Source organism: Novosphingobium sp. G106, assembly GCF_019075875.1.
Taxonomy (GTDB): domain Bacteria; phylum Pseudomonadota; class Alphaproteobacteria; order Sphingomonadales; family Sphingomonadaceae; genus Novosphingobium.
In genome coordinates this window covers 3,056,650-3,068,576 of record NZ_JAHOOZ010000001.1, presented here as the reverse complement: position 1 = coordinate 3,068,576, position 11,927 = coordinate 3,056,650, and the positions used below count along the sequence as shown (strand labels likewise).

Here is an 11,927-nt window from a genome sequence, read left to right as displayed (position 1 = left end):
GTCACTGCGTTGATCCCGCGGCGATGATCCCTATCACGTTCCGTCCCCTCCTTCGATCCGCAAGCAACACCTGGATGGAGGCGAGCACCGTCTAAAATTCATAGCGCACCTGTATTCCGTACATGCGAGGAGCGCCAACTACGCGAACGGCCGCACCAAGAGAGTCCGTAATCGAAGCGCCACTTGGGAAATATGCCTCGTTTAATAGGTTGTTCGCGAAGACGGACGCGCTGAAATTAGAATTCAGGAGATTCGACCACTCCATCCGCGCGTTTACCAACGTGTATCCAGGCAAGATGAAGAAGGGCTTCGGAACGTCGGCAATCTGGATATTCGATTGATAGTGAACGTTGCCGCTGAGTGTCACTGTACCCAGTTGTTCAGCGATCGGAAGTACGTATGCGGCGCTAGCATCCGCCGTATACTTCGGAACGTAGCTGTAATTTTGATGGGACACATCTACACCGCCGAAAAAGTACTTTGAGTAAATCATGTCTGTCAACGCAAAGCCACCGGTGAGCGTCAAGCGGCTGGTCGGCTTGAGGGTTGTCTCAATTTCAATGCCCTTGGTTTTTCCTGCGGCGGCATTGAATGTGAGCGACACCAGGGTTGTAGTTCCCGGAAGCGTCAACGACTGAACGCGCTGAAGATTTTTGTACCACGCGCTATAAGCTGCGATGTTTACTCGAGCCGGGAACCCTATGTCGAAGTCGAGTTTTGCGCCGACTTCCACATCGTTGACGGTCTCGGGCTCGAATGGAACCGCTGCCGACTCTATCGACACGCGGTTCTGCAAGCCGCCGGCGCGGTAACCCCGCCGGTGTGCCACATAGAGCAAGGCGTCCGGGGATGCCTGGTAGTTGAGGCTAAGCGTCCAGCTTGGCTTCGAGTACGAGACTTCACCCGGAAGACCGCAGATGAATGATCCGTTCGTCAACTTGAGGTTGCAAGCGCCATTGACAGTCTGAAGCGCGGTCCCCGACCGCTTGTCCTTCGTATAACGAAAGCCACCCGTGGCTGAGAGTCCCTCCAACCAGGGAAGCTTGTAAGTTACAGAGGCGAACGCGGAATAGCTGCGATTGCGGACATTGACGATGCCCGAACTCCGCAGCAATCCGGTGCTACCGACCTGCCGCAAATTGGACAAATCATCACCACGCTCGTTGAAATAGAACAATCCCCCCCACCCAGTCGAGATTTCCGCTCTTCCCGGAAAGCTGAAGTTCGTTGCTGAATTGCCTGACATGCGTGACACCGTCGTTGGAAAGCAAGAATGCGGATGATCCGTCAAAGTCCTGCCGACTAAAAGACGAAACATTGCGCCACCCGATTATATTCTTCAAGCTAATCTCGTCTGCGAGGCGGAGAGTCGTGATGTTGCCAAAAGTTTCGGCCTTGGACGTTTCTTCCCCTGGCGTATTATTGACATAGGTGTAGGGATTGGATCGATTTGCCGCAACCTCCGCGCTCAGTGACGCTGCAAAAGGCCCGACAACGCCAAAGATCTGATTGAATGTGCCGTTGTTGGTGCCAAAGAATCGCTCGTACATGAAGTCGGAAGTAACGATGCCCCGGTCGATCCGCAGTGTCGCACGTTCGCCGTCGTTCTTCACGTTGTTCGCTTCCCGTCCGCTCACGCGGTCGTGCATATAGCCGTCTCTGCGCGTAATCTTCCCGGCGACTCGCAGCGCGATACCTTCGCCGATCGGCAGGTTCAGCATCGCCTCCCCGTCCCAGAAGGCAAAGTTCCCGACCGATCCGGCGATCCGTCCCTGCACTTTATCCGTGGGACGATTGGTGGTTATCAGCAGCGCTCCACCAGTCGTGTTGCGGCCAAATAGTGTTCCTTGCGGACCGCGCAAAACCTGGACCGACTCAATGTCGTAAAACGAGCCGTTAAGGCCATTCGGGCGGACGAATGGCAGTTCGTTTTCGTACAGAACAACGGCAGGATCGGTGTTGATGCCGGTATCGATCTGGCGCTGACCTCGAATTACGACATTTGGAACGTTACTGCCGCGCGACGAAGCCGAAATAGATAGCGAAGGAGTTGACCGGTTGAGGTCCATCAGGTCGTGAATACCGCTGCGCTCAAGTTGCAACCCCGTCTGGGCGGTCACGGCGACCGGCACCCTCTGCAAGCTCTCCGAGCGACGGCGGGCTGTGACGACGATGTCCCCGAGGGAGTTTGCATCTGCTGCTTCGGCCGGACCAGAACTCGAAGGCGCCTGAGCCATAGCGCTCGATGCCGGAATTATGGCAATCGTCAGCACCGAAATAGCAGATACGCATTTCGTTATCGATTTCATTTTGTCCCCCAATTAAAGTATATCTAAATGCGGTCCATCAGGACGCAGCAGTTTGTCGATCTCCTGAAATCGGAGATCCGAATCCGGAAAAAGCCTTGATTAACTTGTTGTTAAAATCCCATGATATCGCGATAGCCAGTATAAAAGGCTCTAATTGCCTTTTCTGTTATCATCGTATCTAGTGATTGATCTCCGCCGAGACCCATCTCAATAATTTGGTCGCGATCGGCGCTACTGGTGATAACGGGTTGGCTGCGGACGAGGACTTCTCCATCTTCGGCTGTCACGAAACCTGCCGGTCCGACCATGTTGGCCTGCTTCAGCCGGCGCTCCGAAAGTTCGTCGTCATCGTCTTCGAATCCGAAGAACGTCCAGCGTATTTCATGCTCATCGACGCTGAGCGGAACAATATGGCGGAAGCTCGGGACGTTGAGATGGGGCTGATACATACTGCTTGGGAACATCTGAAAGCCGATGTTGTACCCATCTTCATAATCATACCGGTCCGTGTCTACGGTTTCCCAGTCATGGAGTTTGTAGTCCTTGCGCAGGCTCTTCATCTCTTGGGCAGCGTCCGCCTCCAGATCGCCAAGAACTTCTGGGCGCGTATAGACCTTGCCAGTTGTATGAACGCCAAAGATGTTTAGTTCGGGCGGCGGCAGGTCGGCGCGAAACAGCTTGAAAGCCGTCAGAAAGGTATGGAGCAAAGTGGCGTGATAGTTGTCACGCGCGTTCTCTATCCACATCTTCCAATTGGCTTTGTATATTTGACGGCTGGTGCCAAGGAGCCGCATCTCCCCGCGCCCTGCTATCCGATCCAGGGCCGCCAGGAGATCGGCGCCGACAAACTCCTCAAAAGGCGGCGCCTCGTCGCTGAATGTCGCCCATACTGCCCCGCCGCGGACTTCGCTTCGCAACTTCAGCAGACCGTTCGCGGCTTTGTCGAAGCCTTCGGGCATGCCCCCAGCGCTATTGAACCCTTTTTCGAACGGAACACCGATCAAATCGCCACGCAGATTGAAGCGCCATTGGTGGTAGGGACAATTCAGCCCCGTGCTCTTGCCTTGGAGCTCCCAGCAGATCGGGGCGCCGCGATGGGGGCATCGGTTCTCGACAACATGTATGTTCCCCGCCTTATCGCGCGTCATCACAACGGACTTCAGGCCGACCGAACTTCGCTTCCATGATCCGACGTCTGGAATCTCGCACGAGAGACCGACATAATTCCATGTAGGACCGTGGTGGAAACGCTCCATTTCCATGGTGAAAACCTCTGGATCGGTGTAAACCCAGCCTGGTATGCGAAACTCGCCATGATCAGGCCAGTTTCTTTGGGACGCAATTTTGCGCTGAACAGTCATGGCGTTTTCCTTAGATCGGATAAATCAAGTTCTGTACGATGCGGTAATTGTCATAAACGCACAGTCGATCTTGCAGTAGGAGCCGACCATTATCTTTGCGCAGTGTATCGATGTAGCGGCCCGTCATGGCGAGCACCGGATCGCGGTCCAGCATGCACTCAGTGAGGAGAAAGCTGGCGGAGGCGCGAATAACGGGCTCGTACTCCGATATGCGGACGTTCGTGACAAACCGCCGTTGGCGGCGCTTCTCATAAACCATCACGCCCGAGGCCGACACGCGATCGCGCAGCATGCCCTTCCCACGGCAGAATATTGGGGCATGCGGCAGACCGAGGTCGAAATTCTCCGAGGATTGGACCCGATAGTTGCAATCCTCGGTGAAATAGTCCGGCCACCCGTTTAGGTCGCCATCGTCGAGGGTGGCGCAGTAAGATTCGTACAAGTCTCTGACTAGGACCTTCAGCTCGGGGCCGTCGCGGCCCAAGTCAGCGTTATCGGCTCTCCCGCTCATTTGCGTGCACCCCGGCTCACGGCATGCTCTAGGCCCGCAGCTCCGTCCGCGACCCACATCTCCGAGGCCGGGCGAAATTCGCCCAAGCTGACGCCGACAACGCCAACCGGCACCTGGCGGTGCGTGAGATCACTCTCGAAGGCGTCGACGACAGCTTCGTAGCTCCAGCCGCTCTCCCGGACCATCAATGGAAGTGCGACCGCCGGGTGAGCAATCAGGCTTAGATGTCCCCCCTCGATGCGGACGATCTGTCCGTGAATTGCCGCGGCGTCATCCGACATTAAGAACGCGGCTACATCGACGTTAGATGCGGCAGTCAGCGCGCATTTCGCACCCGCATGGCCGCGGCTCTGTAGATAAACGCTAAAGGCATCTCCCATCGCTGTTTGCGCCATTGGCGATATGCAATTGACCCTGATTCCGCTGGCCTCGAGCTCGGCGGCCCAACTATATGTCAGTGAAGCGACTGCCCCTTTGCTGGCACCGTATGCACCCATTGCCGGGACTCCCATGTGAGCACCGGAGGTGACGTTCAAGATTGCCCCGGTCCCGCGCTTTCGCATTTGTCGAAGCGCATGTGAGGCGCAATTGATGGTGCCGAGCACATTTACGGACAGCATTCGCTCGAAAGAGCCCGGTTCGTACTCATCCAATCTGCCGGCACTAAATATTGCAGCGTTGTTTACCAGCCCGTCGATTCTGCCAAAGGCATCGATGCAGCTGCCAATGAGGGTCCCGGCTTGCGCCCAATCTGAAATGTCTGCGCCATTCGCGATTGCCTGGCCGCCCTCGTCCTTGATCGCCGTGGCGACCGCATTGGCGGCGTCGACGTTGATATCGTTTACAACGATGGCAGCGCCCAGCTGTGCGAATCTCATCGCGTATGCTTGGCCGATGCCTTGACCAGCGCCGGTGATGACGATGACCTTGTGACGTAGCTCGTGCACAGCCTCTCCGCTCCCTAGAAGTAATGACATTGATTTGTTTTATGGTTCAAAAATGAGCGTAGTCGAGGGCCAAGTCCAATGCTTTCAATGCGGTCACTGATGCCGGGACGGCATCAACTTCGATTCGAATCGATTATCGCCCGCCAATGGAGCTTGGAGCTGCTGCGGAGCATACTGTGGCTCGAAATCTCGTGGGATTCGGGCAGGGGTAAAGGGCACTGACAATATTGGCGGCAAGCTATCCTGCATGCCCGCCGATGCCGGCGCTCGGATGAGCATCGTGGATTGTCGATGTGGCCAAAATTATCGCTGCGGACGTTGAAATCTTCGCCCTCTGTGCGCTAGGCAGTGTGTTGGATGTGGTGGGCCCACAGCGACTGAACGCTGAGCTTGTGTGCGGCTGGTGCCAAAAAAGGGTACCTGCCGTCCAGCAGAAGGGTTCTTCAATTCGGAGTGGCGAGATCTGTTCTGAGTCACCGAATGCGGCGCGGTCCCTGATCTTCATATATTCCGAATCGATAACAAGGAGTATGTAAAATCGTCGATGCCGAAGCAGACGGCCGATACGCGCTGAGCCCTTTGCGAACACGGGACATTTTGCATGCGGTGCGTGAGTTGAAAATTGGATTCTCTGCGTCTTGACGCCGGCTTGGCCGGACCGGGCAACTGCCGGCCTGACACAAGCTTTCGTCGCTGGGAATTGATCCTAATTGATCGAGAGGCTACTACGACGTCGCACCGACGAGTTGGTGCGGTATAATCGCCCTCAGAATATGAGATTCCAAACGCGTGGCCTTAACTATGGCTTTTTGAGGAAGCCGAACTGAAAGACGCACGGAAATCAATAGCCTAATGTCACAGTTCGAATTCCACCCTCTCCGCCAGCTGCCCCTCAGAAATCAGCCGTTTTGGCTGACCGTGCCAAATACGTCTTTGGCATGGTTCCCGCCGGTAGAATGAAAGTTCCGCATAGCGGATAGTTCGGCATTCTCTGCAGAGAGCGGACGTTCAATCTTTATGGGATGCGCGGATTTGGCACCGCAAAATACATGTTGCCGCGCCTTTCATGCCCTCTCGCCGCGCGCTTGAGGTCAAGCCATTTACCGTCAAGCGCAGCCAGCACCCAGTTGGCGCGCTGCGAAACATGAGGATCATCTGATCGCTCCAAGGCGCCCAGTTCCGCTCGGAAATGTTCGTCGTCGACATTGGCACTGGCGCGGCAGTAACGCAGGAACTCACGGCGATGGTCGTCCTTCTTGACGACGCTGAGTATGATTGCTTGCAGTCGCTTAATTTCATGGTGATCGAGCTTCCGCCGCTTTAGCTCCCCCAGAAGCTTTTCCTTCATATAACCGGATCGGTCGAAGAACGGATCGGCCTCAAGAAAATCCAGCATGTCCACTGTGTCAATTTCCGAGGCGCGCTTTATGCCTCGATCTACCTCTCGCAAGGGCTCGGGATATGCGCGCGCGCAAGCTGCTCGGTATGCTTTGATGGCGTCGAGCCAGCGTTGCGTCCTTGGATCGCTCCTGTCGTACCTGTTTACGACCCCCTCGAAAGCGGCATGCACTTCGGCATGCGCTTCATTTACCTCGCGCCCGCGCTTAGAGTAGCCAAAATCACGCATAAAGGCTCACCTTACACTCACGGAGGGGCCTAGGGGGCTTCGGTTAAGAATGTCCGTCATGTCGAAAGCAGTCATGTGACCGAACCTTTCCTGGCACGATACTTGGCACGATCAACCTCACCCAGGGAGCTGTCGTGCCAGATCGTGACTGGGACTGGATGAAACTATCGTGACAGCTTGGCACGATCCCGAAATCGGGCTGTAACCCGGAGAAATGCTGGAGTTACGCTCCACCCTCTCCGCCACACAGTCTGCTCATTGTAGCTCTGAGCTGGGCAACGGCGCTCTGTGGGAGCGTTCGAAATAGACTGACAGCGCCGTCAGAGCCTCTCCGCCGGCAACTGGCGCCTATAGAATTCATAGCGATTCCTAACGATCTAAATCAGCTCTGCGATCCTCCGGCGGATCTGTCGGGCTGCGCCATTGGTCCGGATCGTCGACGATGTTCTGCAGCGCGTTCGCCAGCCAGCGGACGATGGGTCGATCGGGGTGCAAATCGGGCTTGTCGCCCAGCAGGGGAACCAGTCGGGAGTGGGTGACGAAACCAGCTCCGAGCATGGCGATCGCGACCGCGCGATCGCGCGCGAAAGGCGGGCCGAGCCAGACGGTCAGTGGATCGATGATCTCGTCATTCAGCAGGCGCTTCGCGATCGCCCGTGCGACCGGATCGGCAGCGGAGAGAACCGTCATCGTGCTGGTGGTTTCGCTCACGGAGGCGCGCGCGACCAGCCTCGCCATGTTCTCGCCGAAGCGTGACCGCTCGATCTCGATCAGGGCCTCGGCGCTGATCAACGCGCTCAGCGCCGCTTCGAGCAGGCCGGCCTTCGAGCCGTAATAGCGGCCCACGAGCGCATAACTGACCCCGGCCACGGCCGCGACGTCACGTATCCCGGTGTTGGCGTAGCCGATTTCAGAGAAGCACTGTTTGGCAGCGGCGAGGATCTGCTGCTTCGTTTGCGCCGCATTGCGACGCCGGATCGGCGATGGCGGTTGGCCCATCCCGAACCTTAGGCGGCCCGTCGGTGGCGCCGCAAGCCCACCGATCAAAGGGCGCGTTTCATCGTCCCGGCGAGGGCTCAGGCGAGCGTATTTCGTCGCCGATTTGACGCCAGCGGAAACGCAGACTTGCCTACCAAGCGCTCGCTTGTTTGTTCCTTGACACCTCTAAGTTGTCAACTGAAGACTAGCGGCAGGCTGATTTCGATTTTTCGGGCGAGGCCTCTGTAATGATTGGCCGCGATCGTCGTTGGTCGAGGGCCGTAAGCTTAAGTCGATGAAAAAAAGTCGGAAATGGTGCCGTGCGCCGCCGATCAAAAAGAAAACTGCATTGGGGAGAGGGGTTATCATGAAGGCAAGCAATCGCATCGCATTCTGGTTCGCGGGCACAAGCCTCGTCATTGTCGGCCTGTTGCCGGTCCAAGCCGCGGCGCAGAACACCGCCAGCGAGGACAGTGGCCTCGACGTCATCGTCGTCACGGCGCAGAAGCGCGAACAGAGCGTGCAGGACGTGCCCATCGCGGTGACGGCGCTGAGCAGCGAGGCGCTGCAGGCCAACCGTGTCACCAACGTCAACGACCTCAGCGGCCTGGCGCCCGGCGTCACCGTCAGGCCGTCCGCCGGGGGCAGCAGCGTGCCGACCTTCACCATCCGTGGCGCGGCCAGCTTCGGCGTGGTGCCCGGGTCGGACAAGCAGATCTCCACCTATCTCGACGGTGTCTACATTTCGGCGCCGCGCGGATCGATCTTCGAACTGCCCGATGTCTCGCGTATCGAGGTCCTACGCGGGCCGCAGGGCACGCTGTTCGGCCGCAACGCGACGGCCGGCGCGGTCAGCATCACCACCCGCGACCCGAGCGGCAAGTTCGGTTTCCGCGGCTCGGCCGCGGTCGGCAACCGCGATGCCTATCGCCTGCGCGCAAGCATCGACACGCCGGAATTCGGGCCTTTCAGCGCGTCGTTCAGCTATGTGCGTGACTACATCCATGGCGACATCCTGAACCTGGGCGCCGGCACGGTATGGGATCGGACCGTTTCTCCCGATCCGCTCGTCGCCAAGGTGCGCGTTTCGCCCAAGTGGCTCGGCACCCGGGACAGCAACACCTATTTCGCCGCACTCAAGTTCGAGAGCGGCGACTTCAAGACCGTTTACAAGTTCGATCTGAGCCGGGCCTTCCACACGCCCGAAGGCACCGGGATCGTCGGCTACAACCCCAACCAGCCGGGAACGGGTGCTTTCGTCTCCACCCTGATCCAGACACAGCCGACCCCCGTGCCGATAGCGTCCGACGGGCTGCGGCCGAAGGCGGTGATGAACTCCTACGTTATCCCGACCGACCAGAAGAACGAGGGGCACAGCCTCACGAGCACCTATACGGTGAACGATCAGATATCGCTCAAGAACGTCTTCGCCTTCCGCAAGTCGTTCATCTTCGCCAATGCGTCGATCGACGGCATCAGCGCCCTGACCTTGACCGCGCAGGCGGCGCCGCTGCTGGGCCTGCCGGCCTCGCTCGTCGGATCACCGTTCCTCGTCACTGCCTCGCAGACGGTAAGCCGCAACAAGCAGTACAGCGACGAACTGCAGGTCAACTACAATTCCGACCTCCTGACGCTCACGCTGGGCGGCCTCTGGTTCAAGTCCGAGGATACTACCGGCACCTTCGGCTTCACCGGCACGATCGCTTTCAGGCCGCTCCCCGGCGGAAAGTTCACGCTGGGTAGCGTGGTCGATACGCTGAACAAGGCGACCTCCGTTGCCGGTTACGGCCAGGCCGAGGTGCACGTCACGCCGCAGCTCGATCTCGTCGGTGGCATCCGCGTGACGCGCGACAGCAAGACCGGACGCTTCATCCTGGGGACCGCGCCCGCGACGCAGACGATCCTGTTCCGCTATCGCGACACGCGGCCGAGCTACCTCGTCGGCGTCAACTACAAGCCCAACGACGATACGCTGGTCTACGCCAAGTTCTCGACCGCCTTCGTGTCCGGCGGATCGGTTGCGGGCCTCGACTTCGCGCCCGAGACGGCCAAGTCGGTCGAAGGGGGCGTCAAGACCGAGTTCTTCGACCACAACCTGCGCGCGAACCTCGCGGTGTACTGGGTTCAGTACAAGAATTTCCAGCAGTCCTCGACCTCGACGCTGGTGCCGGGTGCGCCGCCGGTCGGCACCTTCCTCATCTCTGCGGGCACGATCACCAGCAAGGGCTTCGAGTTCGAGATGGAAGCTGCGCCGACTCGTGGGGTGCGGCTCGGCGGCAGCCTGGCCTACTCCGACACCAAGCTGACCGATCCCAAGCCGCTGCTCCTGGCGGCGAACGGCGGCGCCTATACCCCGACCCAGCGGCCGAAATGGACCGCGAGCCTGTTTGGCCAGTACGAAAGCGAGCCGCTGTGGGACGAAGCGCGCCTGCTGCTGCGCGCCGATGCGCAATGGCAGTCGAAAATGTTGCTCGATCCGAACCTCTCGCGATCGATCGTCTATGCGCCGAACTTCGCCTATCAGGACGCCTACTGGAACGTGAATGCCCGCGCGGCGTTGCGCAACATCAACATCGGCGGCGTTGAGACCGAACTTGCCGCCTACGCGCGAAACCTGTTCAACTCTCGCGCAGCCAATTCCGGTTTGTCGCTCAACTATCTGGCTTCGTCGAACTACGTCACGGCGCGAACCTATGGCGTTGAGTTGAACATCTCGTTCTGAGGATAAACGCGGGGAGCGTGGCACACGGTCGCTGCGCCCCCGTTCGTTTTGGCGCGGCTACGCCGCTCATGCGCGAAGGCCGGTATCGTCGGGCTATTGTGTCGCGATGGGCCAGACCAGCGGCAGGCGGCGTATTATCGCGGCGGCGCCGACCTGGACCTTGAGCACGGTACCTTCGGCAATCGCGAAGTGGGGAATGCGGCTCAACCATTCTTCGAGGAAGATGCGGATCTCAGCGCGCGCGAGCATGGCCCCCAGGCAGAAATGCGGCCCTGCGCCGAAAGTGGCATGGGCGATGCGCGGCCGATGGAAATCGACCGCGAGCCAGTCCTCTCCGTCCTGCGGGAAATTGCCCAGTGGGGTGGGGACGACCACCAGATCGCCGCGCTTTAGAGCAACGCCGCCAAGCTCGACGTCGCGCACGACGCGTGCGCCCTACCTATCCTGAACGCGCTCACCGAACGAGCTTGCCCCGATGCACGCGATCCGCCGCGCGCTCGATCCAAGGGCATCCTCAATCCCGGCAAGTTGTTCGACATGGACTGAGCGACATGGCTATCGCTTTCGCCCTCATTCCTGAACGCCGGCTTCGCTGCCGATCAGCGCATCGCGCGGCACCAGGGCATCGGGGTTCCGCCCATAGGCGCGGAGGAACAGCATGGCGCCCTTGCGCGCGCGCGCGTCCTTCTCTTTGTTCGTCGGTGCGACGCTCAGCCCCCACATCCGCTCGAAGTGCATCTCGGCGCTGCTGAAGGCAACGAGATCTATGCCCGCCGTCCTGAAGTCGGTCGTCCAGAGGACCTCGGCAAAGTTCTCGCGCAGATATTCGCCGATCAGGCGCTGGGTCTCACCGGGCCCGCGCTCGTAGAACATCCGGCTGATGTCGGGCCGGCGATCGGCGAGCGGACCGACCAGACGGAACATCGCGATCACCATCGGCGAAAGCACGCGATCGATGATCGAGCGGCACACCCGGGTCAGCACCTCGAGCGGGTCGCCGTCTTCGGTGGGAAGCTCGATCTGTGAGCGGATGCCCTGGGCGGTATCGAGCAGCATGGCCGCGAAGAGCTCATCCTTGTCGGAGAAATAGCTCCATAGCGTTCGCTTCGACCCCCCGAGTTGCGCGGCGATGCCCGACATCGTGGTGTTGTCGAAGCCATGCTCGAAAAAGTGCTGCCGAGCGATGGCGATGATCTGTGCCCGTTTCTCGAGGCGCTGGGTCTCGCGCTTGCCAATCTTCATGGGAACTACCTGGTACACGATTCGAATCATTTCAAGGGGGGAGATTCCCTTAGGTTTGTCCAATTTCGTTCATCAAAGGATACCATATAGAGCATTTATGGAGGATATAAGTCCTCATTATGATGTATAAATATATGAAATATAAGGTATTATATGACGGTACCATATGGTACCTATTTTTTGTTGACAGGCGGTGGCGAGAAACGCATTTAGATGTGGTACCAACAAGT

The 11,927-nt window shown here is 58.7% G+C and carries 10 protein-coding genes; 1 reads left to right on the top strand and 9 read right to left on the bottom strand.

The genetic code is table 11. The features are described from left to right. Positions 1 to 91: 91 nt before the first annotated feature. From KRR38_RS14570 to KRR38_RS14540, 7 genes are all read right to left on the bottom strand, one after another. Positions 92 to 1,246: a TonB-dependent receptor domain-containing protein gene (locus tag KRR38_RS14570; RefSeq protein WP_217402660.1), complete on the bottom strand. Its 1,155-nt coding sequence runs from the start codon at positions 1,244 to 1,246 to the stop codon at positions 92 to 94. Continuing rightward, positions 1,152 to 2,309: a TonB-dependent receptor plug domain-containing protein gene (locus KRR38_RS14565; protein ID WP_217402655.1), complete on the bottom strand. Its 1,158-nt coding sequence runs from the start codon at positions 2,307 to 2,309 to the stop codon at positions 1,152 to 1,154. Before KRR38_RS14565 ends, KRR38_RS14570 begins: the two co-directional genes overlap by 95 nt. 110 nt (positions 2,310 to 2,419) lie before the next feature. Then, entirely contained in the window at positions 2,420 to 3,670 is a 1,251-nt protein-coding gene (locus KRR38_RS14560) for an aromatic ring-hydroxylating dioxygenase subunit alpha (protein ID WP_217402653.1), read from the bottom strand. Positions 3,671 to 3,680: 10 nt separating this feature from the next. Continuing rightward, a complete protein-coding gene (locus KRR38_RS14555; RefSeq protein WP_217402651.1) occupies positions 3,681 to 4,181 on the bottom strand; it encodes an aromatic-ring-hydroxylating dioxygenase subunit beta in 501 nt (166 codons plus the stop codon). Beyond that, positions 4,178 to 5,128: an SDR family NAD(P)-dependent oxidoreductase gene (locus tag KRR38_RS14550; protein WP_217402649.1), complete on the bottom strand. Its 951-nt coding sequence runs from the start codon at positions 5,126 to 5,128 to the stop codon at positions 4,178 to 4,180. Before KRR38_RS14550 ends, KRR38_RS14555 begins: the two co-directional genes overlap by 4 nt. 1,015 nt (positions 5,129 to 6,143) lie before the next feature. Continuing rightward, on the bottom strand, positions 6,144 to 6,755 hold the full coding sequence (locus KRR38_RS14545; RefSeq protein WP_217402647.1) for a hypothetical protein: 612 nt from the start codon (positions 6,753 to 6,755) through the stop codon (positions 6,144 to 6,146). 369 nt (positions 6,756 to 7,124) lie between these two features. Continuing rightward, positions 7,125 to 7,802, bottom strand: coding sequence for a TetR/AcrR family transcriptional regulator (locus tag KRR38_RS14540; protein WP_217402643.1), 678 nt, complete (start codon positions 7,800 to 7,802; stop codon positions 7,125 to 7,127). Positions 7,803 to 8,100: 298 nt separating this feature from the next. Between KRR38_RS14540 and KRR38_RS14535 the strand changes: the two genes are divergently transcribed. Further along, positions 8,101 to 10,455: a TonB-dependent receptor gene (locus KRR38_RS14535; RefSeq protein WP_217402641.1), complete on the top strand. Its 2,355-nt coding sequence runs from the start codon at positions 8,101 to 8,103 to the stop codon at positions 10,453 to 10,455. Positions 10,456 to 10,548: 93 nt separating this feature from the next. On the opposite strand, the gene KRR38_RS14530 is transcribed toward KRR38_RS14535, so the two are convergent. Then, positions 10,549 to 10,878, bottom strand: a complete 330-nt coding sequence (locus tag KRR38_RS14530; RefSeq protein ID WP_217402639.1) for a cytochrome P450 — start codon at positions 10,876 to 10,878, stop codon at positions 10,549 to 10,551. A gap of 147 nt (positions 10,879 to 11,025) precedes the next feature. Next, complete coding sequence (locus KRR38_RS14525; RefSeq protein WP_217402637.1) at positions 11,026 to 11,697, bottom strand: TetR/AcrR family transcriptional regulator; 672 nt, start codon at positions 11,695 to 11,697, stop codon at positions 11,026 to 11,028. Between the last annotated feature and the right edge of the window lie 230 nt (positions 11,698 to 11,927).

Bases quoted from the DNA above. Each gene is read 5' to 3' on its own strand.
- KRR38_RS14570 (WP_217402660.1), bottom strand. From the start codon at position 1,246: ATGTCAGGCAATTCAGCAACGAACTTCAGCTTTCCGGGAAGAGCGGAA.
- KRR38_RS14565 (WP_217402655.1), bottom strand. From the start codon at position 2,309: ATGAAATCGATAACGAAATGCGTATCTGCTATTTCGGTGCTGACGATT.
- KRR38_RS14560 (WP_217402653.1), bottom strand. From the start codon at position 3,670: ATGACTGTTCAGCGCAAAATTGCGTCCCAAAGAAACTGGCCTGATCAT.
- KRR38_RS14555 (WP_217402651.1), bottom strand. From the start codon at position 4,181: ATGAGCGGGAGAGCCGATAACGCTGACTTGGGCCGCGACGGCCCCGAG.
- KRR38_RS14545 (WP_217402647.1), bottom strand. From the start codon at position 6,755: ATGCGTGATTTTGGCTACTCTAAGCGCGGGCGCGAGGTAAATGAAGCG.
- KRR38_RS14535 (WP_217402641.1), top strand. From the start codon at position 8,101: ATGAAGGCAAGCAATCGCATCGCATTCTGGTTCGCGGGCACAAGCCTC.
- KRR38_RS14525 (WP_217402637.1), bottom strand. From the start codon at position 11,697: ATGAAGATTGGCAAGCGCGAGACCCAGCGCCTCGAGAAACGGGCACAG.